We start from the raw sequence: 24,500 nt of genomic DNA on the forward strand, positions 1-24,500 counted from the left end.
CCGAAGGGGTGAAACTAATTGTTAAAGAGCGAGTGGTTTATCATTCAAGAGGGGAATATTTTACCTGAAGGAACATATAAGCTTTTTAAAGATGACTTTGAAATAGGAGACATAGGCTTAAAAAAAAATAATGTTTATATTTCAAAGTTTGTTGGTTTTATTTTAAAGAAAGATAAGTGTCTGATTAGTTTCCCTAAGCATTACTTTTCTCCATCTATTTTGCAGAAGTATCAACCTGTAGATGATGATGATAAACTTTCTTTGAATAACGATATAAAGCTTTTATTTCGTGTCATTAAAAAAACTGCTGTCAAAAAGTCTGCTAGAAGCATAGGGATACATAATGATATAAATTCGAGTTATCCTCTTTACCATTTTTTTGAGGTTTACCATTATTTTTTAAATTATGGTTTATATACAAACGAACGTGAAGTAAAAATAGCTGGATATTCAGGGAAAATCGATTGGAAAAACACAATGTTAAAATCACCATTAATCGTTAGTAATAATAATTTACTTTATATGCCTATGATTATGAAGAGAAAAATAAATGAACATGCTTTTATTAGTAAGTGCATGGCCTATGTCATTGATTCTACAGCAGATTTTCTTTCGTTGCTTATTAATATTAAACGTACCAATTTAGAATTTAGGGATATCAATTGGAATAGTAATAATATTATTATTCGATACTTAAGACAAATTAGGCAAACAATATTTAAAGACAAACAAAAGAAACTAGTAGATAGTCTCATTAAGTTTTTTGAAAATGAAAAAAAGGGTAGCCATTCCGTTTTCATTAAAACCCGTAATTTTGATTTGATTTGGGAAGAAATGATTGAGTTTTACCTTCAACATTATTTTGAAAGAATAAATGAAAATGGCTATATTCAATTTTCAAACGACAAAAATGGTGAGATTAAACCATTTAAAAAAAGAACATTCTATCCAGATATAGAAAAGAGTAAAGGCAGAAGTATTGAACCAGATTATTATTTGTTGGAAGAAAATGCGAGGTACATTTTTGATGGTAAGTACTATAATGAAGTAACAGAGTTAAATTATAAGCAAATTGCGTATTATTTTTTACTTAAACATCATGAGAATAATAAAAATGATGGTGAACTTATTATGACGTACAATATTTTAATTTTACCAACGCATAGGGACACAAATGATGAGAATAACTATGTTAGGCATTTTCAATTAAATCCACTTTTCAATAAGGATGAAACAAATTTTAATGTAAAAGAACAATATTGTAACATGAAAAATATTATGCAAAGTTACTTAAATTAATTTTTAATACTAAATATATTAGTTGGATTAAAGACAAGTGCAGACAACTCTGCTCCTTTAACTGAAAAGTTGTTGAAATGTGAATGGGTCATACTAAACCTTAATACAATGCAATGGGGATTATAAGTGATTGTGTAACATTTATAAGTGTATAAAAACATTATTTAATAATGTTTCAGATTGTATACAGCTCCCAAAAGCCAATTTTTCCTATAGTATATTCTGCATTTTTAGGCCGGACATGGTCCTCGCCATGTCCAGTTTTCCAATTTCCTTAAGATTCATAGCAGCGAACGTTAGCATCGGATGCTAAGGTCGCCCAACGCATGCCATGCTTTTTTTGCGTCCGCAAAGACTCGTTCAATCGTTTCTTTGCGTTTCGCTTTAGTGTTTTATTTAGTTCTGTATGCCTCAAATGTTCAACTTCCTCTATGTAATCCTACCATACATGACGATGAATCATTTTAAGTATGATTCCTACTTTGTATACAACGTTCTAATAGAGGACAGTCTTTACATTCCAAAGGATTTGAATCGTGCTGTTTGTATCCGTCCCTTGTCGTTGTGCAATACGGAAGAGCATGTCCAACATCGGATTATCGTGAACAATTCCACGGGAATCACTTGCCGTATGAAAAGAATACGCTTACATCTTTTCACGTTCATTTATTAATAATACCCACTTTCAGGATCTGTCGTACTTACCTTTATGTCTATTGATTTTTCTTTGTTCTGTGGGAAAGGGCTTTTTTTCGTGGTCCTCACGGTCTGATGTTTTCGACTAACTGAGCCTTATACGTTCGGGTTTCTACTCGGGCTATTTTCTTTTCAAATTTCTTCTTATTCGTGTTCGCTTTTACATGGGTAGAATCAATGAACGCAAAGGATGATCCAGTAATTCTTTAGTCATCTCTTCTTTCAAGATGCGGTAGAAGAGCTGTTCAAAAAGATCTGTATCATGGGAGAATCTAAAATAGTTTTTACTGAAGGTTGAAAATTGTAGGATTTTCTCTGTGAATCCATACCCAATAAACTCGGTGATAAGCCACGTCGGTTAATATTGAAAGGCACAGACACAATGTCGCCCTTTTTGATAAATTCAACATCACGCCCCGTTTCAATGACCTCACCAGTAATTTCATGCCCGAGCACCAAGCCTTCAGGCGCCGTTGTGCGGCCTCTGACCATATGCTGGTCGCTTCCGCAAATGTTGGTTGTAATGACTTTGAGAATAACCCCATGCTCACATTTTCGATTCACATTCGCCTTCGGGACGCCGGGCCCGTCCCTCAAGATTAACTCCGGATAACCGATATCCTCCACCGCTACAGTCCCTTTGCCTTTGTACACAACCGCTTTGTTTCCTGTCAACGCCATTCCTCCCATTCATGTGTTTGGACTCTTCGTCCTTGCACATGACTTCGGTTTGGCATGACCCTTTCCCTTTCTCACGACTGTTTTTTCTGTATTCTTACAACAACAAATATGCCAAGAAAGCAGCCAATAATGGTTCCGGCTATGTCTAAAAAGTCGACTTTACACCCATTTAACAGGAACACAGTAATGGCCGAAACCAGGCTGATCATTACTGCCAGAAGAATAACCCGTTTGGTGCGCATGTAATTCCTCCTTTGGATTCGTTTCTAAAACATACCCAAAATCTCTGCAAACTTCGGTTCAACAAAAAAAGAGACTTCATACCAGTCTCTTCATAATTTGAGATCACTCAAAAAATTTCCTGAGAAATAATGTGACAATACTGGTTACCAACGCAATCGCCGTATACATAACAACCCAAAACATGAATGAGCTATTGCCCGAAGCTAACGTAAATAACAATATCAAGCTCGCGATAAGGACGATGAGCGGTGCCACCCAAAACCTCTTAAATAAAAAATGACCCGCTATACCAAATACACCTGCGATGATCGGAAAACCAAAAACGATAAATAAAACGGCGATGGCTCCCATACTAACCTCCTTGCCTTAAAACCTCTTCATCACCTCAACATCATACAGCTTCAAATGACTCTTCGGCGTCACGACATCCTTTACCTTCCCAATCTCTTTTTCTTTCATTTTCTTTCCGGTTTTCAGATTGTACTGTTCAATGTAGGCAGGCTTGTGATACGTGTATGTGAAGAAATAGAGGCTGCTGCCTTTTTGGGTGATTTCTTTGAAATCGGCTTTCATTTTGTCCGGGGAAAGGGTGAAGGCGATGCTTGTTTTTCCTGTCTTGGCATCGATTTTGTGTACCTTTCCGAAGCCGTCAATGAAATACAGGTTCCCGTCATAAGGGAAAAAGCTGTTTTTAAAGCTGAAGGGCATGGAGCTGTATATCGTTTGTTCGTCGTTTTTGTATTCGGCGATATCGTGCAGCTCTACTTTGCCGCTTTTTTTGTTGATCTTGACCATTTGATAGAGATTGTGGGCTTTTTGGCCGCGAACCATAACATAAACAGCTTGGTCGTCCACAGCAAGCTGGGATTCGACTGAGGCTCCTTCCCGGTACTGCCATTCCGTTAATTTGTGATAAGTGAGCTTCTTTTGATCTGCTTGAATCTGAAGGAGCTGATAGCCTTTTCCGTCAGCTGTCGGGACGAGTGCGTAAATGGCGCCATCATGAAAACCGGAGGCTCGGATGTAGTAGGGGATGACGTCTTTTTTCCACTCTCCGTCCATTTGGCGGTACAGCTCTGAGCGGTATCCTTCTTTCTTTTTGTCGTAGCCGGAGTTGTATAAGGTGTAAAAGCCGTCCGTGTTTTGCAGAAAGCCTGCGCTGTCCCCTGTGTGCTGATAGGTTCTTTTATGAGATCTCAGGCCGTCTTTAATCGTATAAATCGTGTTTTTGTCCTCCAGCATCACGCTGTCGCCGTGAACCTTGGCTGATCCCAGCTCAAGGCCCTTCATCTGAAATGAAGACAGCGACCCATCCTGGCTGATAAACAGGGCGTAGCTTTTCCCGCCGCCAAATGCATCTTGATCTGCAGAGGATGAGAAATACAGCAGGACTTCTTTGTCATCCAGGAAATCGGGGTTTCTGAGATCCTGCTGACTCACGGTTTTATGGCTTTTGAGAGGAGAAATGAAGACAAATAGTGCGATTCCTGCGAGAATCAGCATGGCGATGGTAATCATCCACTTTTTCATATCCTTCTCCTTAGTAAATGGTCATAATGGTTGTCGTATAAGAAGAACTAGTGATGTCGCGCGGATACACGCCTAAGCCTCCGTTGCTGTCTATATCAATGCCTGCTTTCAGCAAAAAGGCAGACCATAGGAGCTTTGAACAGTTTTTGGCGCCGTCATGGCCGGTATTTCTGTTATTGACGAAGTTAAATGAGTATGGGTCGCCCACTTTTGATACCGCCCAGTCGGCAGCAGCTGTTTTTTGAGATGAGGATACGCTGACGGTTTGCACAATGGAGTTGTCTTCCACGTCTCTGGCATTATAAGCGATCTGCCTGACGCCGTCGCCCGGGACAGATTCAACAATTTTGTCAGCAGCGGAGTACATGCCGACGTGGCCATGATTGTAGTAGGCTGTGTAGGAGTTCGTGTAATAGATATTGCCTTTCGCGCTTGTCGGGAGTTTTTTCGTGCCGGACGACCCGCCCATGATAGACATGCCGCTTTCCTTGGCGAGCCGGTCTCCTTCTGCTTTATCAGCCGTGATTTCCTTATAGAACTGTTTTAGGATAACGTCCTGCTTTACGTGCTGCTGTTTGGCAATCTGGCTGGCAGATTTCATGATTTCTTCCGGTGTCGTGCCTGGCTGCAGTGCGGCGATTTCTTCAGCATAATTTGTGGTCTTTACGGCTTTGGCGGGAGAAACAAACAGGCCGCCACACATTGTAAGCGCTACCAAAAACATCGACACTCGTTTCTTCAACTTCATTACATCTCCTCTTTTCTTGTGAGTGTAGGAAAGGTAATTTCCTCACCCACATTATATTAGGAAAATAAGGAAAGTAACTAGGTTATTTACAGAATTTTTAGAAATCATTTACAGAAAAAGGCCTTTATCAGGCCCTTTTCGTTAAAGCTTCTTGCTCATCACTACGTCTGTTTCTTGAAATCCGGTTTGCTCATATAGCTTTCGCGCCGTCTGATTATGGGCAAAGACATGAAGGGACAGCTTGCGGATTCCCATGCTGCGTGCCGTTTGATCTAATGCCGCCAATGCTTGCTTTGCGTAGCCCTTTCCCCGATACGGTTCATATAACCCGAAATCATAAATAAACGCTTCCTGCTGCGGATGCTCCGGTTCAGCATGTATCCAGAGCCAGCCAACGGTATCCTTTTCATTCAGCTTGAGGCTCCACAAATGGTGATGGGGTGTTTCCAGCCCTCTCGGAAGCAGATCAGTAAACGCCTGCTTAGACAAAAGCTGTGCATCTTCAGGCAGCCATGTTCCCGCTTTTATCTTTTCTTCCGCGTAATGCTTTGTTGTGTATGTGAGATAAGACCGAAATTCTTCTGTCTGCATAGGGCTCAGCATAATTGTCATATCATCTCTCCTTCATATATTGACTAGAGGATTTTACATAAAATAGAAAGAGGTGTTACTATCAGAATAAGCAACTGAGATTGATAAGTCACTAGAGAAAGGAGTTTCACATGAATAAGATCGCACCCGCAGAAATCGCTAGCATGCTCAACGATTGGTACCTTGCCATCAAGAAACATGAAGTTGAAGAATCCTCCCGTTTATTTGAAGAAGTGAAGCCTTTATTGGATGACATGGAAGAGGATCAGGAGGTGCTTGCCTACTTCTCCTTATTGGAACTGCGCCACAAGGTTTTGCTTCACGAGGCGAGAGGACAGGGCTTTCAGCATGAGGAGCCTTCTCATATGAATGCTACGTCTGACATGCTGAAATATTACTTTTTTCTGTTTGAAGGCATGTATGAGGCCTATAAAAATAATTATGACATTGCCATTGGGCTGTATAAAGATGCAGAGCAGTATCTCGACAACATTCCCGATCCGATTGAGAAAGCTGAATTTCACCTGAAGGTCGGAAAGCTCTATTATAAGCTGGGACAAAATATTGTGTCCCTCAATCATACACGGCAAGCGGTCAAAACGTTCAGGGAAGAAACTGATTATAAAAAGAAGCTGGCTTCAGCCCTGATTACCATGTCAGGCAATTTTACAGAGATGAGCCAGTTTGAAGAAGCTGAGGCTTATTTGGACGAAGCAATTCGGATCACGAGTGAATTAGAGGATCATTTTTTTGAAGCCCAGCTTTTGCATAACTTCGGCCTTCTTCATGCGCAAAGCGGCAAATCAGAAGAAGCGGTTTCGAAATTAGAGGAGGCTCTACGGAACGATGAGTATGCCCGCTCCGCCTATTATTATCATTCTGCCTACTTGCTGATACGAGAACTGTTTAAGATCAAAAAGAAAGAACAGGCCTTATCTTATTACCAAGACGTGAAGGAAAAATTGACTGCTGAGCCGAATAGAATATGTGAGGCAAAAATAGACATTTTATATGCCATTTATGCAGAAGGGGGTCATGCGGAAACGTTTCACTTATGCAAACAACATATGGATGACTTGTTGTCCGAGAAAGAGTATGACAGTGTAAGAGAACTTTCCATTTTGGCTGGCGAACGGTATAGGGAACTTGAGCTTTACAAAGAAGCTGCCCACTTTTTTTATGAAGCATTACAGATTGAAGAACTGATTAAACGAACGGAGGTTATATAAATGAAAAGATTTCTGATTGGCGCAGGCGTCGCAGCGGTGATTTTATCAGGTTGGTTTATTGCGGACCATCAAACCCATTCACAGGAAATGAAAGTCGCTGAGAAAATGATTGGATAAATGAAAAACCCCCGCGGTGCGGGGGTTCAATTTAACGAAAGAATCCTAAAACGGTTTGTAGTTTTAGGATTCTTTCATCTTTTCAGCGTGATTGAAAACCCTTGAAGTCTAGGAAGAACGAGCATTGGAGCGCAGCGAATGTTTGGAATTCGTGAGCACCGAAGCGCAGGCCTGACAACGAATGCGAGGGTTTGTCGACACGCTGAAACCCCCGCGGGTGCGGGGGTTTTCTTATTACAGCAGCTTCTTCCCTAACAGGGATTCTACCAGCTCTACTGCTGTTTTGCCCGTTTTGTTTTTGTGATCAAGGATCGGGTTAACCTCAACGAATTCTGCTGAGGTAATGATGCCTGCGTCATACAGCATTTCCATAGCCAGATGGCTCTCCCGGTAACTGATGCCGCCGACGACAGGGGTTCCGACACCCGGTGCGTCGTTCGGATCAAGCCCGTCCAGGTCAAGGCTCAGATGGACGCCATCACATGCTGATAAATAATCAAGGGTTTCTTCAATGACCTTTGTCATGCCAAGACGGTCGATTTCGTGCATTGTGTACACCTTCATGCCGCTTTCCTTAATGTACTTGCGCTCCCCTTCATCAAGTGACCGGGCGCCAATGATGACGACGTTTTCCGGTTTGATTTTAGGCGCGTAGCCTTCAAGGTTAACCAGTGACTCGTGGCCAATGCCGAGGCTGACCGCGAGCGGCATGCCGTGAATATTGCCCGATGGTGAAGTTTCAAGTGTATTCAAATCGCCGTGCGCGTCATACCAGATGACGCCGAGATTATCGTAATGCTTCGCTGTGCCTGCAAGCGTGCCGATCGCAATACTGTGGTCACCGCCCAGGACAAGCGGGAATTTTTTCTCTTCAATGACTTTGTTGACCTTTTGCGCGAGTTTTTCATTTCCCGCCAAAACGGAATTCAGGTTTTTCAGTTCCTCGTCATTTTTGATTTTTTCGCGATTGATCGGAATGTCACCGAGATCTTCAACCGTATACCCCATGTCTGACAGCCTCTCGATCAGATGAGCGTACCGGATGGCACTCGGGCCCATATCCACTCCGCGTCGTGCTTGTCCTAAATCCATTGGCATTCCAATAACCGAAATCGTTTTATCCATCTGTGATTCCACCTCAACATTTAAGATAATGTCCTATGCGGGTTATAACAAAGATGACTTGCGGACAACGTTTTAAAGCTCTAGCTGACGATTCGCCTGCTGGCGTTTTTTAATGACGACATGATAAATGATGTAGCAAATGATCATAAACGGTACGCCGCAATACAGCGCGATACGCTGCTCCGGATCAAATGCAAGACTGATGAGCACGACCGTATTTAACGTTAGGCCGATCAGCGGAAGCACCGGGTACAGCGGTGTTTTAAATTTCAAATCTTCTATCTTCCCGCCCTCACGGATATATTTGCGTCTGAACATGATTTGGGAAAGCGAAATTGTAATCCAGCCGACCTGCGCGCTCATGCCCGCCAAAGATAACAGTACCATATATACAGTTTCAGCCTGCGCAAACTTTGTCAGAAGGGATAGGCAGGCCACAGCCATCGTTACGATTAACGAGTACATCGGCACACCGCGCTGATTTGTTTTGCCGAGCGCTTTGAAGGCTTGTCCTTCATTCGCCATCGCATACAGAATACGTGTCGATGCGTATAAACCTGAATTCGCAACAGATAACAGCGCGATTAAAATAACAAAGTTCATGATATCAGCTGCATATGGGATTCCGATTTGCTCAAATACGGCAACAAATGGACTTTCCACGACACCCGCCTGTTTCCACGGAATCATGCCGGCAATGACAATGATGGAAAGCACAAAGAAGACAAGCGTTCTCCATACTGTCTGTTTGATTGACCGTGGAATCGTTTTTTCAGGGTCTTCACTTTCTCCGGCTGCAACCCCGATCAGCTCAGTCCCCTGAAACGCAAAGTTCACGGTAATCATCGTAATCAGCATTGCCTTTATGCCGTTCGGAAATAACCCGTCTTCATAAAAATGTGTCAAAAACGGCGCCTGCTCTCCGCCCTTCAGATCAATCAGGCCAAACATGGCAGCTCCGCCGAGAATAATAAATAAAAGGATAATCAAAATTTTAATGCCCGAGAACCAGAATTCAGATTCCGCAAAGGCTTTTGTGGTGATCGCATTTAAAATAAACATCAGTGCCGCAAAGACCAGACACCAGATCCACACGTCTATATGCGGAAACCAGCGTTGCATCAGCTGCCCCGCTGATAAAAATTCAATGGCGCATGTAACCGCCCAGCCGAGCCAGTACAGCCAGCCGAACGCAAACCCGAAAGCCGGGCTGATAAATTTTGTCGCATAGGTCTGGAAGGACCCCGACACAGGAAAGGCGACTGCCAGCTCTCCTAAGCAGAGCATCGTCAAAAACATGATAAAGCCGCCCACTAAATAGGACAGAACCGCGCCGAGCGGTCCCGCTTGGTTAATGGTAAACCCGGTTCCAAGGAAGAAACCGGTTCCGATCACTCCGCCCAATGAAATCATGAACAAGTGGCGTGATTTCATTGTCCGCTGGAGCTGATTTCCGTTATCTTGGTTTGTATTCACATTCTGCACCCCTTCAGCAACTTGTATTGGATCTAAGCTGGAACATCTGCATGGTGCTATCCCAGTTTGCTGTCCAAAGAGTCTCTATCTATTTAATATAAAATTCACTTCTTCTCATAAAGATACATTATACTAAAATACTGTAGCTGAGCAAATAGGGAGTGCTGATTTTTCTGTTGTAAATTTATACAAACGAAGTGAATATCCCTTCATGGTGCGGGTTTATGCGTTTTGCAGTACATTCTTGATTTTCTCTATCGCCCAATCCAAATCCTTTTTGGAAATGATTAATGGCGGCGCAAAACGAATAACCGTATCATGCGTTTCCTTGCATAAAAGCCCTTCTTCCTTCAAACGCTCACAATACGGACGTGCCGCTTCAGTCAATTCCACACCGATAAACAGCCCTCTGCCGCGGACTTCTTTAATGACAGGGCTGTCAATGCTCTCAAGCTCGCTTTTAAAGTATTCACCAAGCTCAAGAGAACGATCCGCCAGCTTTTCATCCTCCAGCACTTCTAATGAAGCGATAGACACTGCACATGCAAGCGGGTTTCCGCCAAATGTTGAGCCGTGTGAGCCAGGGTTAAACACGCCTAGGATCTCGCGGTCCGCCGCAATGCATGAGATCGGGAACACACCGCCGCCAAGCGCTTTGCCCAAGATATACATATCCGGAACAATGCCGTCCCAGTCACAGGCAAACGTCTTGCCTGTACGTCCGAGACCCGTCTGAATTTCATCCGCAATAAACAAGACATTCTCTTCCTTACAAATCGCCGCCGCTTCCTGTAAAAATCCTTCAGGCGGAATCACAATGCCCGCTTCGCCTTGAATTGGTTCAAACAAGAATGCCGCTGTATTCGGCGTAATGGCCTGTCGAAGCGCTTCCACATCGCCGTAAGGAATGAGTTTGATTCCCGGAAGCATCGGGCCGAATCCTCGTTTATATTCCTCTTCAGAAGAAAGAGATACCGCCAGCATCGTGCGGCCGTGGAAGTTTCCGACACATGCGATAATTTCCGCTTGATTGTCAGCTACGCCCTTCACTTCATACGCCCAGCGTCTCGCCGCTTTCACCGCAGATTCAACCGCTTCGGCTCCTGTATTCATCGGCAGAATCATCTCTTTGCCTGTCAGTTTAGCTGTTTTTTCGTAAAACGGCCCAAGCTGATCGTTATGAAACGCGCGTGACGTGAGGGTGATTTTATCAGCCTGATCCTTCAATGCCTGAATGATTTTCGGGTGTCTGTGCCCCTGGTTTACCGCAGAGTAAGCACTCAGCATATCCATATATTCATTGCCTTCCGGGTCCTTTACCCAAGCACCCAGCGCTTCAGAAATAACAATCGGGAGCGGGTGATAATTGTTGGCTCCGTAATGAGACGTCTGATCAATAATTTCTTTGGATTTAGATAAAGCTGTCATATTTGAATTCCCCCTTGTTTTCTGTTTCAACATGTTATCCTGCTTTCCCTTTATATAAATGCAAGTTCTGTGCCAAATCAAGAATTCGTGTGTTTTCTACAATTTTCGAGGACAAGGTGCAAAAACATTCTGATATTTCGAGCAAAAATTCCAGCAAGTGCAAAATTCTTTTGCATATCCTCTCCATTTTTTTATAAAATAGAAGCAATATTAAGAAAATAATTGAGGGAGGTTCATACAGTGGTCAAAGACAGCGAATTCCTCACATTGGTTTTTCAGAGTATTTTAGATGAAATCGATGTTGGCCTGCACGTGGTAGACGAGCATGGAAACACAATCGTTTATAACAATAAAATGATGCAGATTGAAGATATGGAGAAGCATGACGTCTTGAATAAAAACCTGATGGATGTGTTTATGTTTTCAAAGCAGCAGGACAGCACACTGGTACAGGCTCTTCAGGAAGGCAAGACGATTAAAAACGTCAAACAGAGCTATTTCAATAATAAAGGCCAGGAAATTACGACGATCAATCATACATATCCCATTGTCCAAGACGGCAAAATCAGGGGCGCCGTTGAAATTGCCAAGGATGTGACAAAGCTGGAACGGCTGATCAGGGAGAATATGAACAAAAAAGGCAGCACAACCTATACGTTTGACAGTATTCTCGGCACCAGTCCGGCCATTCAAGACGTCATCGAAAACGCCAAGCGGGCAACCCGTACGTCATCATCTGTCCTTCTCGCAGGCGAAACCGGCACAGGAAAAGAACTGTTCGCGCAAAGTATCCATAATGGAAGCGATCGTTCTGGCGGCCCGTTTATTTCGCAAAACTGTGCGGCACTGCCAGACAGCCTTGTGGAAAGCATTTTGTTTGGGACGAAAAAAGGCGCGTTTACCGGCGCTGTCGACCAGCCCGGCCTGTTTGAACAAGCCCATGGCGGCACACTGCTGTTAGATGAAATCAACTCGCTGAATCTCAGCCTTCAGGCGAAGCTGCTGCGCGCCCTTCAAGAACGGAAAATCAGGCGCATCGGTTCGACAAAGGATACACCGATAGACGTACGTATTATTGCCACGATGAATGAAGACCCAATTGATGCAATTGCAGGCGAACGAATGCGGAAGGACTTGTATTACAGGCTGAGTGTCGTCACACTGATCATCCCGCCGCTTCGGGAACGAAAAGAAGACATTTTGCTTCTCGCGTCGGAGTTCATCCAGAAAAACAACCATCTGTTCCAAATGAATGTTGAACACATCAGCGATGACGTGAAGCAATTTTTCCTTTCTTATGACTGGCCGGGAAATATTCGCGAGCTTGAGCATATGATCGAAGGCGCAATGAATTTCATGACGGACGAGCACACGATTACGGCTTCCCATCTGCCCTATCAATATCGCATGAAAATCAAGCCGGCTGACATCCCAGAGCCTGAAACACCAAGACACCAGCCGGCCGCGGACTTAAAAGAAAAAATGGAAAGCTTCGAAAAATATGTGATAGAGAACGTGTTAAGAAAACACGGCCATAACATCTCGAAAGCTGCTCAGGAGCTTGGCATCAGCAGACAAAGCCTCCAATATCGGCTGAAGAAATTTTCTCACTCGTCTAACGAATAATCCGGGGCAGGAAGCCTGATCAGAAAAACAGTTCCTTTGCCTATTTTACTTTTCACGTCAATCGACCCATTGTGGCTGTCGATAATCGATTTCGTTATGGCAAGGCCTAATCCCGACCCTCCATATTTTCGGGAGAATGCTGAAAATGAAGGTATTTGCTATTTGCTGTTTCACGTGTAACAACCATCTTGTATTTTTCTTCATATTCGATATATCCTTTTCAACTGAACGGGCGTGACCCCTGTTCAGTTTTTTTTTTGCATATCAAAACAGCCTGGCAACGATGCCAGACTGCTTTTATTAACTGCCTAATTGGTCTGCGGACGACAGCTTGATGTCAACAGATTTTTCTTTTCCGCCGCGGTAAAACTTCACCTTCACCCGGTCACCGACTTTTTTCTGATAAAGCCGTTTTCGCAGGTCAACAATATCATTTACTTTGTATCCGTCAAATTCCGTGATGACATCCAGTTCCTTCAGCCCCGCTTTTCCGGCAGGTGAAAAGGCGTCTACACCCATCACAACCGCTCCATTGGTGACGTTCTTAGGAAGCTTTAATGTTTCATCCCAATGATAGCTTGCGATGTCACTTAGCGATTTCATCTCAATGCCAAGGAACGGGCGTTTGACCTTTCCGTATCTCTCTAAATCCTCTATCACAGGGATCACGAGCTTAGATGGAATCGACAGGCCAATCCCTTCAACCGCCGACTCGGCAATTTTCATTGAATTGATGCCAATGACCTTCCCATCCATATTTAACAAAGCACCGCCGCTGTTCCCAGGGTTAATGGCCGCATCTGTTTGCAGGACTTCTGCGTTCCAGTCAGGCTGTCCATCACCGTTTGAATCCACTGGGATCGCCCTCTCCGTACCTGAGATGACGCCTTGTGTGACAGAGCCTGCAAACTCAAGGCCTAACGGATTCCCGATCGCAATAACCGGCTCGCCAGACTTCACTTTATCTGAATTTCCGAAATCTGCGACTGCTTTAATTTTATTGCTTTTCACCCGTAAAACGGCAAGGTCCATCAGCTGGTCGCTGCCGACAAGTTCAGCTGATATGCGTGAACCGTCTTTCAAGCTGATTTCAATTTGGGAAGCGCCTTCGATGACATGATGGTTGGTCACGACATAAGCGGAATGGTCATTTTTCTTATAGATGACGCCAGAGCCGCTCCCAGCCTCGCCGCTCTCTCCCCAAATATCTGATTTTTGGATGTTCACAACACCGACAACGGCGGGCGACACATTGCTGACAATCTTGGTGACGGCATTGTTGACACTGACATTCACCGTCCTGATTGATTCCCGGCCATTGTTGTTTTGCTGCTGATCTAAGGCGCCTGTATCCAGCCCTTCATTTGAAAGGTACGGCATGATAAACGCCATTAATACGGCACCGACAATCACGCCAATCAGACTCGAAAGAAAATATCCTTTTTTGCTTCTCTTTGGCTGTTCAGGAGTAGTATGTTCTTCCTCACGTTCGTAATCCACCATATTCCATCCTTTCCAAGAACGTTAATATGGTTATATTGTGGGTTAGAAACTCCTAGAATAGTCATGATTTACATAGAAAAATTATACAGCGCAAAGCGGAGTGGCCTTCTTCGGATCGGTGTCGTATAAGTCAAATGTCTCACCCGTCACAAATCCTTTAGAAGCCAATGTCTGCTGCACAGACATTCTTGCCAGCTCCTTCATGTTGTTGTCCTGGCTCAAATGCGCCAGGTAAATACGAGACGTCTCATCGCCAATGACATCCGTCATCGCCAAGGCAGCATCTTCATTTGACACGTGCCCGACGTCACTTAAAATCCGCCGCTTAATGCTCCATGGGTATCTTCCCATTTGCAGCATACCGACATCGTGATTGCTTTCAAACACAAATACATTCGCTGAACGGATAATGCCTTTCATCCGGTCGCTGACATATCCCGTATCTGTCATTAACGCGAGCTTTCGGCCGCTATAATGGAATACATAAAACATCGGTTCCGCCGCATCGTGGGAAACGCCAAACGATTCAACATCAAGTCCGCCGAACGACTTCACCGTCTCCATTGGAAATACAAACTTTTGATCGGTGTCAATTTTGCCGATTTGATTCTCCATCGCTTTCCAAGTCTTCTCATTCGCATAGATCGGAAGCTTGTACTTTCTGGCGACGACACCAAGGCCCTTAATATGGTCACTATGCTCATGCGTCACAAAAATGCCGTCTACATCATCCAGCTTACGCCCGATCTGCGCCATCAGCCCATCCATGGCTTTTCCGCTCAAACCGGCGTCCACTAAAAATGCGTGATCCTCTGTTTCGAGGTAAAACGCATTTCCCGTACTCCCGCTCGCAAGTACGCTAAATTGCAAGCTCATGTTTGTCTCACTCCATTATTTTCATTGATCTGTATCTAAAATCGTACTCTCCAAAGCATTCACAGTAAAATACTCTTGTACTGTCTTTTTCTCACCGTTCACTTTTTTCTCGTACTCGACCGTAATTCTCCATACCGGCGCCAGCACCTGCGTACTTGTCAGCGGATATTGTGCTACATAGCCGAATTTACAGCTCTTCACAGTGCTGTATTCTTTTAATTGATTTTGATAGTACAATAGCTCAACCGCATCCATTTCAGTAATTAAGCTTTCTTTCTGGATTTGCTTGAAGGTCTCAAGCGTAGTCTGGTCGTATGACACAACCTCGTTTTTACCGTTTAAGTGCAATACCACTTGCCCGATCATATTAGCGGGATTATCAGTCTTTTGGTAAATATAATGGCCTTCGTACGTTTGGAAGAAAATAATTTCTTTCTTCGATTTATTAACCTTCCAAAGCTTATATTTTTCGCCATCTTGAATCTTTGAAGAAACAAGTGCCTGGGCATCGTCCTCGATATCCTTCTTAGATAGGGCGATGGGATTTGCAAACTTCATTTTCAGGCTCGTTACTTTATGATCATCACTAGGCATGTCCATCAAAGGCTTTTGATCCTTCAGCGCCTCAATTTCCTCCTTGGAGAAAGACTTTTGATTTGCCGTGATCCGATAACCTTCTGTCGCTTCCTTATTCAAACCTTCATACGTGATATGATCGGCCTTCATGTCATGCTCGACATCATTTTTAATGACTTCATATTCTTTGCCGGTAGCCTGCCATTTTTGAAAAAACTGATAGCCTAAGAAAATATCTAAAATGAGGAAGGCAACGATGAAGATTGATTTTGTCTTATTCCACTCCACTGTTAGCCCCCTCCTTCCTCAATAAGTCCTTTGTAATCGGCACAATTTTTCCATTTACTTTCATCGCCCAAACCGGTTCCAGTTCAACGAGAGGATCATCGTTGGTTGATGTTGATACCAATTGATAAGCAAGGAAGATCTGATCAATTTTGTCCGTATCATAAGCGGTTTGTTTCGAAAGCAGCATCTTCACTTCGCTACCGCTCATGAGCTCTGTTTCACTTGTTTTAATCGGATTCGTTCCGAGACTGTAATTCGGCCGCTTATAGCTGAGAATATCATCATTCGCCCATTGCACCGTAATCGCCGATGTCGCTCCGAAAGGTTTGGCGGTGCTGTTAATGACCGGGATCTGATCCATAAAGATATAGAAGCTCAGCTGCTGGCTGTCATTGATACTGAAAAATTGATAGTGATCCGTCCAGCTTCCGGTATCCTCAAGGTATTTTTGGCTCTTTTTGATTAACTCACCTGTTTGATAGGATGTGCTCTGCACCAAATTGCGCTGCTGGAATTGCACCTGTCGCTGGCTTAGATTCACATCTAAACGGCTGATCCCATCTGTCAGCACATTTCTGTTGTTGTAATTCGAATCTTCTCTTACAATGCTCGGATCACTAAACAAAGCCTGCTTAAAGGTATTTGTTTTAATCGATTCTGTGACAAATTCTTTTTTGTCCATCGTAAGCGGTTTGTTCGGCAGCAAGAACTCTTTCTTTGAGCCAATGGAGAACAAACTGAACGCCGGCATATTTGATTGCCTGTTTTTCAAGTCGTTCATAATGTTCCGGTAGTTTGCCGATTCAACCGTCACTTCAAGAATGAGCTGTTTGCTGTAAGACACCAAATAGATTTTCTTGTTTGCTTTTGTTTCATTGAACGGGATCAGAATATGGTCAAACGAACTGTATTCAAACGACTGATTAGACCATTTAAACAGCGTTTGGAAAATATCAATCGGAATCGTATCGCTGAATTGCAAGTCAAGCTTGGCTTCAGAACCGCCTATTCCATAAAACCAGCTCTTGAATCCAGCCTTGTCATACTGATCCGAAATATCTTTAATTCCTTTCACATCCCAATGCGGCAAGTCAGACCAAATTTCTTCATAGAGGGCATTGTCATCCACTTTGTAATGAGCGCCGTCATCATGGATAAACATGTCCCTTGGCCTTACCGTTTCAGACAGCTTTTGGGTGGTTTTTTCGATTTTATGTTTCACACGAACAGTAGACTCTGTTGAGGATGAGCCTTCAGAAAAGTTTGGCTGGAACGTCCATATCCCCCATGTAAAAACAAGACTGATGACGACGAGTACCGTAAGTAATATCGTTTTTATATTTTCACGCTTCATCCCAATCATCCTCTTGTTCCTCTTTATATGGAAGAGTAAATGTAATCGTCGTGCCTTTTCCTTCTATGCTGTCCGCCCAAATATCTCCACCGTGCGCCTGTACCATTTCCTTGGCAATCGCCAATCCCAGACCGGTGCCGCCAAGCTTTCTCGTTCTCGCTTTATCCACCCTGTAGAAGCGGTCAAAGACTTTTTCGACATCTTTTTTCGGAATGCCGATCCCTTCATCCTTCACGCTGATATAGAGAAGTTCTTCCTCTTCATTGACATCAATCGAGAACGTGACATGTCCGCCTTCCGGTGAATATTTTAAAGCGTTAGAAATAATATTATCGAGCACCTGCGTTATTTTATCCTGGTCAATCTCGACATACAGATCTCTGTCCGGCAGATTGCGGATAAACTCCACATGCTGCTCTTTTGTCATTTCAAAACGGTCAATAATAAGTGACATAAACCGGACAATCTGAATCCATTCCCGGTTAAATTGATAATCTTTACTGTCAAATTTCGACAGCTGAAGCAGATCATTGACAAGCCGGATCATACGCTCTGTTTCATTTTGCGTCACCATTAAGAAGCGCGGAGCAATGTCTTTATTTTCCCACGCGCCTTCAGCTAACGCTTCTAAATAGCTGCGCATTGTCGTAAGCGGCGTCCGCAGCTCATGTGATACATTCGCAACGAATTCTCTGCGTTCCTGATCCATTTTCTCTTGTTCGGTTACATCGTAAATGACAGCGATTAAACCATCAATTTTGCCGTGTTCCCTTTGAATCACAGAGAAATTCACGCGAAGCACCGTTAATTCATCATCGCGCTCAATTTCAAGCAGCATAGAATCCTGCTGCTCCACTAAATCTTCAAAAGTATAATTCTCTTGAAGCCCCAGCAAACTCGTAATCGGCATTTCTAAGGCTGTTTCACGTGAAACGTTCAACAGCTCCAGCGCCGGGCTGTTTAAGAGAATAATCGCTCCGTTTCGGTTTGTGGCGATTACGCCGTCTGTCATATAGGCAATGACAGAGGCTAGCTTTCTGCGTTCTCCTTCAGTCATCGCCTGGGCATCTTCAAGCTCTCTCGTTAAGTGGTTAAACGTTGTGGCCAGCTGCCCAATTTCATCATGTCCATACTTTTTAACCTTCCTCGAGAAATTCCCTTTCGCAAGCTCCATCGCCTGCTTTCGCATATCTGAAAGCGGGTGGGTAATGGTTCTTGCCAGAAAAATACCGAGAAGAGCCGTCAAAACAAGTGCCAAACCTGTGCCGGACGCCAGTATCGTGTTGATCGTCTTCATTTGATTAAAGACATCTTCCATACTCGCGACAACATAGATCGCGCCCACAACCTCTTGGTTTTCAGTCATGACGGGCTTCGCGGAAATAAGAACTCTGATTTTGCTTTTCGGGTCATAATATTTTCTTAAATACGACTGTTTGGTAGAAAAAATTCTTTTGAAAATCAGATCGGTCGTTTGTTTCCCAGCCACTTCCTCACCGTACGGCTTTGAAGAACCGACCACTTCATAGCTTTTATCTACAAAGCTAATTTCCCGAACCTCATCACTTTTCGTGAAGTCATTCAAAATACGGCTGACGTCATCCTTTATGACGGTACTGTCGTTATCGCTCTTATATTCTTGTTCGATATAATAAGAAAGGTTGTCGATTCGCTGATTCAGCGATTGTTCATAAGAGCTGATCAGCGACTTCTCTACCTGATTGACAAAATACACACCAATGATTTGCATGGCAATGATAATCAAAAGCACATATATCAAGGTAATCTTAAATTGGATCGACCGAAAAAAACCAACCTTATTCATATGGGCATTAGTCCTGTTCTGGGTTTCTCAAGTAATAACCTACACCACGGCGTGTGACGATCCAATTTGGATGGCTCGGGTTGTCCTCGATTTTTTCACGAAGCCGGCGGACTGTTACGTCAACCGTTCTGACATCGCCGAAGTAATCATAGCCCCAAACGGTTTGAAGCAAATGTTCACGGGTCATCACTTGTCCGATATGTTTTGCTAAATAATGAAGCAATTCGAACTCACGATGAGTCAATTCGATTGTTTCGTCTCGTTTTGATACAACGTACGCGTCAGGGAAGATGACGAGAGAGCCGATATGAATCTCGTTAGAGGAAGGCTCTTCCTCCGCAGGCGCTGTTGTCAGCTGGCGGCGCAGGTTCGCTTTTACACGTGCCAAGAGCTCGCGTGTGCTGAATGGTTTTGTGACATAGTCATCAGCACCGATTTCAAGCCCGATAACCTTGTCAATTTCTGAATCCTTAGCCGTCAGCATAATGATTGGCATATCGTATTTCTTTCTGACTTCACGGCATACTTCAACGCCGTCTTTATTCGGAAGCATAATATCTAAAAGAATTAAATCAGGCTGAAGCTCTTCTACCATTTCAACGGCTTCGTTTCCGTCGTGGGCACAGTGCACTTCATAGCCTTCTTTTCTTAAGTTAAATTCCAATATATCTGCAATCGGTTTTTCATCATCTACTACAAGGATCTTTTTATCCATCATTTTGATTTTCCTCCTGCCGAATGACTTCATTTCATCTATATAACATTCGTTTCATCACTTATGGCCCATGTAAAGAATGGGTCCTTGTCTATTATAACGGTTTAAGGTCAAAAGATAAAAAAAATAAAGGTTTAGAAAAAAAACACATGTTTCACCTTTATCGCCAGTTGTTTATCTATTGTCATGCTGGTCAACTTTTTTTAAAAAAGATAACTTTATTGAAACCTCCCCTCACCGGAGTGCGTCTTTATCAATGACGTCTTCTTCTTTGAACCGGCCGCAGGGCCGGTTCTCCCTTTTTCTTCTATTATAACACTCCTCATGTTTGCCTTTTTCCTAAAAGAAAAAACGCACCTACGATTGCAGATGCGTTTGGTAAGTGGCTCGGGACGGAATCGAACCGCCGACACACGGATTTTCAGTCCGTTGCTCTACCAACTGAGCTACCGAGCCAAATGTTTTATTTTTCTCTACTAAGTAAAGTAAAATGGCGGTCCGGACGGGACTCGAACCCGCGACCTCCTGCGTGACAGGCAGGCATTCTAACCAACTGAACTACCGGACCTTACAGTAATTGCCCGGAGAGCTGTCGTGTCAGCTCTCACAGACAAATAAGGAATTTAGCAATAACGCTAAAGTAAATCAATGACCCGTACGGGATTCGAACCCGTGTTACCGCCGTGAAAGGGCGGTGTCTTAACCGCTTGACCAACGGGCCTTCACGAAATGGTGAGCCATGAAGGACTCGAACCTTCGACCCTCTGATTAAAAGTCAGATGCTCTACCAACTGAGCTAATGGCTCTTAAAGATGTCGGAATTTCTATAGAGCAAACGACTTAAATCTAGTTCTCATCTTGTACTCTATTGAAGCAGTTTCCGTAACAACGAGATTTATAATATCACGAACAAATAGAAGTGGCAATAACTTTTTTGGTTTTTTTTCATATTTTTTTCTCAGACCAACTTATATGCGGCTTTCAAACAAAAAACAAGCCCCTTAAATAGGGGCTTGCAGACATATTCTATTTAGTTCGCACGGTACACACTGCGAAGGACATTTGTTTGTGAGCGGTCTGGACCGACAGAGAAAATAGAAAGCGGAATGCCTGTCAGCTGAGACACACGCTCAAGATAATGGCGCGCATTCTCCGGAAGCTCGCTCAAGCTCTTCGCACCTGTAATATCCTCAGTCCAGCCTGGCATTTCTTCATATACCGGCTCACATTCAGCAAGTGCCTTAAGACTTGCTGGGAATTCTTCAATGATTTCGCCTTTGTAGCGGTATGCCACACAGATTTTCAACGTTTCAATTCCTGTTAGGACGTCAATTGAGTTCAGAGAAAGATCTGTAATTCCGCTCACACGGCGGGCGTGGCGGACAACAACGCTGTCAAACCAGCCGACACGGCGCGGGCGGCCTGTTGTTGTTCCATATTCGCGTCCGACTTCACGGATTTGATCGCCGATTTCATCTTTCAGCTCAGTCGGGAAAGGACCGTCGCCGACACGAGTCGTATATGCTTTTGATACACCGACAACGTGCTTGATTTTGGTCGGGCCGACACCAGAACCGATCGTGACACCGCCGGCAACCGGGTTAGATGACGTAACAAACGGGTATGTTCCTTGGTCGATATCGAGCATAACCCCTTGTGCGCCTTCAAATAATACACGGCGCCCTTCATCAAGAGCATCGTTCAAGACAACAGATGTATCGCAAACATATTTTTTAATCTGCTGGCCGTACTCATAATATTCGTCTAAGATATCCTCAAGTTTAAACCCTTCTGTCTCGTACATTTTCTCGAGAAGACGGTTTTTTTCTTCAAGATTGCGCTCAAGCTTTTCCGCAAACGCGTCACGGTCTAACAGATCCGCGATGCGAATTCCGATGCGGGCTGCTTTATCCATGTAAGCAGGACCGATTCCTTTTTTCGTTGTGCCGATCTTGTTAGCCCCTTTACGCTCTTCTTCCACTTCATCCAATTTCAAATGATACGGCAGAATGACGTGAGCTCTGTTGCTGATTCTCAGGTTATCTGTACTCACGTTGCGCTCATGAAGATACGCAAGCTCTGTGACTAATGCTTTCGGATCTACAACCATTCCGTTTCCGATTACACACGTTTTATCCTTATAGAAAATTCCAGACGGGATTAAGTGAAGCTTATATGTAATTCCGTCAAACTTGATTGTATGCCCTGCGTTATTTCCGCCTTGATAACGGGCGATCACTTCTGCATTTTCTGATAGGAAATCTGTAATTTTACCTTTTCCTTCATCGCCCCATTGCGTACCTACTACAACTACTGAAGACATGTCCGTGCACCTCCGTTAACCTTTCAAAACGATTCTATTCAAACAAATCAAGTTTATCAGTGAAGAAACAGAAAGTCAATTGTAAATCCGAACATTAAATTATTGTAAATCTATATTCGTTCGCTTCCATTCGTTTTATAAGCGTTTTCTCACTGCTTTGTCATAAAAAGCTTGTGAAACTTTCATCCTTTAGCACAAGAAAGAATCATTTGTCTGATATCCCTTTTGAATTCTTAAAAACGACCCGCCAGCCGTCCGGGTCCTCTATCGTCACGCCGCCATTGCTCCAGTACGGGTTCTCTGATTCGACCTCTTGATAGCCCATGTGTTTTAGCTTTGAAGTGATCGCTGCCAGTTCATCTGCATTCGGCACATAAAAAACAAGAAGGCTGTCGGGATGGGGAACGGGGGCAGCGCTTCCCCCTTCATACTGGGTGAATTCTAAATGATAATCGGCATGAGGAAGGCCGAACATGACACCGTCATACCCGTTATGCTTTGAAAATTCTCCTATTCGTTTCAAACACAGTCCCTCTTCGTAAAAACGAATAATCTCATCAAGCTGGCCCGTAGGACGCGCAATTCGGATTTGTGCTGCTTGAAAAGACGAAAAACGTTTTCCCATATTGTTACCATCTCCTTTTTGCACCATTTTATTAAAACGCTTTCAATTTTTCATCCGCTGAGCGAACGGTATTTCTTCCATCTTTCGAATGAAAAAAACCCCAAGAGCAGCTCTTGGGGCTTATGCGCCGGGCGGAACGCCTGCGTCGTCAAAACGCCGTTCCAGGTTGACGAATTTGTTGTATTCTTTTACGAACGCAAGAGACACGGTTCCTACCGGGCCGTTACGCTGTTTGGCGATAATAATTTCGATAATATTTTTATTCTCGGTTTCTTTGTCATAGTAGTCATCACGATAAAGGAACGCGACAATATCCGCGTCCTGCTCGATACTTCCTGATTCCCGGATATCAGACATCATCGGACGTTTATCCTGACGCTGCTCAACACCCCTGGAAAGCTGAGAAAGCGCGATAACAGGGACTTGCAGCTCCCTGGCAATCGACTTCAGTTCACGGGAAATTTCAGATACTTCCTGCTGACGGTTGTCCTTTGAACGACCGCTTCCCTGAATCAATTGCAGGTAATCGATCAAAATCATGCCCAGCCCGCTTTCCTGCTTCAAGCGGCGGCACTTGGCACGGATTTCACTCACTCGAATACCCGGTGTATCGTCGATGTAAATCCCGCTGTTCGACAGGCTTCCCATTGCCATCGTCAGCTTACCCCAATCCTCTTCGGTCAGGTTACCTGTACGGAGATTCTGGGCATTGATATTTCCCTCGGCACAGAGCATACGCATAACGAGCTGCTCTGCACCCATCTCAAGACTGAAAATCGCTACGCTCTCATCGGTCTTTGTCGCCACGTTTTGTGCGATGTTCAGGGCAAAGGCTGTTTTCCCTACTGAAGGACGGGCAGCCACAATGATCAAGTCGTTGCGCTGGAAACCCGCAGTCATCCGGTCAAGCTCCGTAAACCCTGTTGGAATTCCCGTGATATCACCTTTTCGATTGTGAAGCTGTTCGATATTATCATAGGTCTGGACAAGGACGTCCTTAATATTTTGGAAGGCACTCGTGTTTTTGCGCTGTGCCACTTCCATAATCGTTTTTTCCGCTTCACTGAGTAAATCCTCGACCTCATCCTCACGGGTATACCCGTCTTGAGCAATCGTTGTCGCAGTTCTGATTAATCGGCGAAGAATCGATTTTTCCTCAACGATTTTCGCGTAATATTCTATGTTAGCCGCTGTCGGCACCGAGTTTGCGATATCTGTCAAATATGAAATGCCGCCTACTTCTTCCAGCAGGTCTGTGTTCGCAAGCTCTGATGTTACTGTCACCAGATCAACCGGTTCACCTCGGTCACCGAGCACCAGCATCGCATTATAGATTTTTTGGTGGGACATTCTATAGAAATCATCTGGAATCAATACTTCTGAAGCCAGTGTTAAAGCAGACGGCTGTAAAAAAATAGCGCCTAACACGGCTTGTTCGGCTTCTATATTTTGCGGAGGAAGCCGGTCATTCAGAAGGTCTGTCATGCTAAGCACCGTCCTCTCATTAAAAAATCTCCAACCTCCATTCTACCATTTCTACAGAAAAAAAATAGAAAAATTGTCTGTTTCCTGTTTTTTTCAGTTAGCAGATTGGATCGTTTCGGACAGTAACAAGGCGGGAAAAAT

21 protein-coding genes, 4 tRNA genes and 4 pseudogenes are annotated in these 24,500 nt (G+C 43.9%); 4 read left to right on the plus strand and 25 right to left on the minus strand.

Annotation, left to right across the window (positions count from 1 at the left end; all coding sequences use genetic code 11):
* Window positions 1-18 precede the first annotated feature (18 nt).
* Complete coding sequence (locus NYE22_RS22625) at window positions 19-1,299, plus strand: LlaJI family restriction endonuclease (RefSeq protein ID WP_129134120.1); 1,281 nt, start codon at window positions 19-21, stop codon at window positions 1,297-1,299.
* Between the two features lie 230 nt (window positions 1,300-1,529).
* Here NYE22_RS22625 and NYE22_RS22630 read toward each other — a convergent pair.
* The 7 genes and pseudogenes from NYE22_RS22630 to NYE22_RS22660 form a co-directional block, all read right to left on the minus strand.
* Window positions 1,530-2,360 (minus strand): annotated as a pseudogene (locus NYE22_RS22630) (transposase); the annotation flags it as partial.
* A pseudogene (locus NYE22_RS22635) lies at window positions 2,356-2,685 on the minus strand (alcohol dehydrogenase catalytic domain-containing protein); the annotation flags it as partial. The pseudogenes NYE22_RS22630 and NYE22_RS22635, both read right to left, overlap by 5 nt.
* Window positions 2,686-2,747: 62 nt before the next feature.
* Window positions 2,748-2,918 (minus strand): hypothetical protein, encoded by a 171-nt coding sequence (locus NYE22_RS22640; RefSeq protein ID WP_064671697.1) that lies wholly within the window; start codon window positions 2,916-2,918, stop codon window positions 2,748-2,750.
* Between the two features lie 103 nt (window positions 2,919-3,021).
* A complete protein-coding gene (locus tag NYE22_RS22645; RefSeq protein WP_041850288.1) occupies window positions 3,022-3,270 on the minus strand; it encodes a DUF2651 family protein in 249 nt (82 codons plus the stop codon).
* A gap of 15 nt (window positions 3,271-3,285) precedes the next feature.
* Complete coding sequence (locus tag NYE22_RS22650; protein ID WP_342412209.1) at window positions 3,286-4,449, minus strand: hypothetical protein; 1,164 nt, start codon at window positions 4,447-4,449, stop codon at window positions 3,286-3,288.
* Between the two features lie 10 nt (window positions 4,450-4,459).
* Complete coding sequence (locus NYE22_RS22655; protein WP_015715046.1) at window positions 4,460-5,197, minus strand: YiiX/YebB-like N1pC/P60 family cysteine hydrolase; 738 nt, start codon at window positions 5,195-5,197, stop codon at window positions 4,460-4,462.
* 141 nt (window positions 5,198-5,338) lie between these two features.
* Window positions 5,339-5,809: a GNAT family N-acetyltransferase gene (locus NYE22_RS22660; RefSeq protein ID WP_342412210.1), complete on the minus strand. Its 471-nt coding sequence runs from the start codon at window positions 5,807-5,809 to the stop codon at window positions 5,339-5,341.
* A 110-nt stretch (window positions 5,810-5,919) separates the two neighbouring features.
* On the opposite strand from NYE22_RS22660, the gene rapG reads away from it, so the two are divergent.
* Both rapG and NYE22_RS22670 read left to right on the plus strand, forming a co-directional pair.
* Window positions 5,920-7,017, plus strand: a complete 1,098-nt coding sequence (rapG, locus tag NYE22_RS22665; protein WP_017695778.1) for a response regulator aspartate phosphatase RapG — start codon at window positions 5,920-5,922, stop codon at window positions 7,015-7,017.
* Entirely contained in the window at window positions 7,018-7,134 is a 117-nt protein-coding gene (locus NYE22_RS22670) for a Phr family secreted Rap phosphatase inhibitor (RefSeq protein ID WP_003226961.1), read from the plus strand.
* 234 nt (window positions 7,135-7,368) lie between these two features.
* Here the strand turns inward: NYE22_RS22670 and rocF are convergent, their stop codons facing one another.
* The 3 genes from rocF to rocD form a co-directional block, all read right to left on the minus strand.
* Entirely contained in the window at window positions 7,369-8,259 is an 891-nt protein-coding gene (gene rocF, locus NYE22_RS22675) for an arginase (RefSeq protein WP_003226959.1), read from the minus strand.
* A gap of 72 nt (window positions 8,260-8,331) precedes the next feature.
* Complete coding sequence (locus NYE22_RS22680; protein ID WP_003242721.1) at window positions 8,332-9,735, minus strand: amino acid permease; 1,404 nt, start codon at window positions 9,733-9,735, stop codon at window positions 8,332-8,334.
* A 222-nt stretch (window positions 9,736-9,957) separates the two neighbouring features.
* The gene (rocD, locus tag NYE22_RS22685) at window positions 9,958-11,163 is read right to left on the minus strand and encodes an ornithine aminotransferase (protein ID WP_038828028.1); all 1,206 of its coding nucleotides are present in this window, start codon (window positions 11,161-11,163) and stop codon (window positions 9,958-9,960) included.
* Between the two features lie 240 nt (window positions 11,164-11,403).
* On the opposite strand from rocD, the gene rocR reads away from it, so the two are divergent.
* Window positions 11,404-12,789, plus strand: coding sequence for an arginine utilization regulatory protein RocR (gene rocR / locus NYE22_RS22690; protein ID WP_232567408.1), 1,386 nt, complete (start codon window positions 11,404-11,406; stop codon window positions 12,787-12,789).
* Here the strand turns inward: rocR and NYE22_RS22695 are convergent.
* The 15 genes and pseudogenes from NYE22_RS22695 to dnaB form a co-directional block, all read right to left on the minus strand.
* Window positions 12,771-12,938, minus strand: a pseudogene (locus NYE22_RS22695) (ATP-binding protein); the annotation flags it as partial. The gene rocR and the pseudogene NYE22_RS22695 overlap by 19 nt on opposite strands.
* A gap of 11 nt (window positions 12,939-12,949) precedes the next feature.
* Window positions 12,950-13,070 (minus strand): annotated as a pseudogene (locus NYE22_RS22700) (hypothetical protein); the annotation flags it as partial.
* Window positions 13,071-13,089: 19 nt separating this feature from the next.
* A complete protein-coding gene (htrC, locus tag NYE22_RS22705) occupies window positions 13,090-14,292 on the minus strand; it encodes a serine protease HtrC (RefSeq protein ID WP_106610979.1) in 1,203 nt (400 codons plus the stop codon).
* Between the two features lie 81 nt (window positions 14,293-14,373).
* Complete coding sequence (locus tag NYE22_RS22710; protein ID WP_003242676.1) at window positions 14,374-15,168, minus strand: MBL fold metallo-hydrolase; 795 nt, start codon at window positions 15,166-15,168, stop codon at window positions 14,374-14,376.
* 21 nt (window positions 15,169-15,189) lie between these two features.
* Entirely contained in the window at window positions 15,190-16,032 is an 843-nt protein-coding gene (gene walI / locus NYE22_RS22715) for a WalRK two-component regulatory system regulator WalI (protein ID WP_064671690.1), read from the minus strand.
* A complete protein-coding gene (gene walH, locus NYE22_RS22720) occupies window positions 16,019-17,386 on the minus strand; it encodes a WalRK two-component regulatory system regulator WalH (RefSeq protein ID WP_046664054.1) in 1,368 nt (455 codons plus the stop codon). The genes walI and walH overlap by 14 nt, the downstream gene beginning before the upstream one ends.
* Window positions 17,376-19,211 (minus strand): cell wall metabolism sensor histidine kinase WalK, encoded by a 1,836-nt coding sequence (walK, locus tag NYE22_RS22725; protein ID WP_009968432.1) that lies wholly within the window; start codon window positions 19,209-19,211, stop codon window positions 17,376-17,378. The genes walH and walK overlap by 11 nt, the downstream gene beginning before the upstream one ends.
* 7 nt (window positions 19,212-19,218) lie before the next feature.
* Window positions 19,219-19,926, minus strand: a complete 708-nt coding sequence (walR, locus tag NYE22_RS22730; RefSeq protein ID WP_003244363.1) for a cell wall metabolism DNA-binding response regulator WalR — start codon at window positions 19,924-19,926, stop codon at window positions 19,219-19,221.
* Between the two features lie 383 nt (window positions 19,927-20,309).
* Window positions 20,310-20,382, minus strand: a tRNA-Phe gene (locus NYE22_RS22735).
* 35 nt (window positions 20,383-20,417) lie between these two features.
* Window positions 20,418-20,494, minus strand: a tRNA-Asp gene (locus NYE22_RS22740).
* Between the two features lie 81 nt (window positions 20,495-20,575).
* Window positions 20,576-20,647: transfer RNA gene (locus NYE22_RS22745), tRNA-Glu, on the minus strand.
* Between the two features lie 9 nt (window positions 20,648-20,656).
* Window positions 20,657-20,732, minus strand: a tRNA-Lys gene (locus NYE22_RS22750).
* A gap of 224 nt (window positions 20,733-20,956) precedes the next feature.
* The gene (gene purA, locus NYE22_RS22755) at window positions 20,957-22,249 is read right to left on the minus strand and encodes an adenylosuccinate synthase (protein WP_003226929.1); all 1,293 of its coding nucleotides are present in this window, start codon (window positions 22,247-22,249) and stop codon (window positions 20,957-20,959) included.
* A gap of 205 nt (window positions 22,250-22,454) precedes the next feature.
* Entirely contained in the window at window positions 22,455-22,874 is a 420-nt protein-coding gene (locus NYE22_RS22760; RefSeq protein WP_342412211.1) for a VOC family protein, read from the minus strand.
* Between the two features lie 120 nt (window positions 22,875-22,994).
* Window positions 22,995-24,359: a replicative DNA helicase gene (gene dnaB, locus NYE22_RS22765; RefSeq protein ID WP_003226923.1), complete on the minus strand. Its 1,365-nt coding sequence runs from the start codon at window positions 24,357-24,359 to the stop codon at window positions 22,995-22,997.
* Window positions 24,360-24,500 lie beyond the last annotated feature (141 nt).

The sequence above is a fragment of the Bacillus sp. FSL K6-1560 genome, from assembly GCF_038592935.1.
In the GTDB taxonomy this organism is placed as follows: Bacteria; Bacillota; Bacilli; order Bacillales; family Bacillaceae; genus Bacillus; species Bacillus subtilis.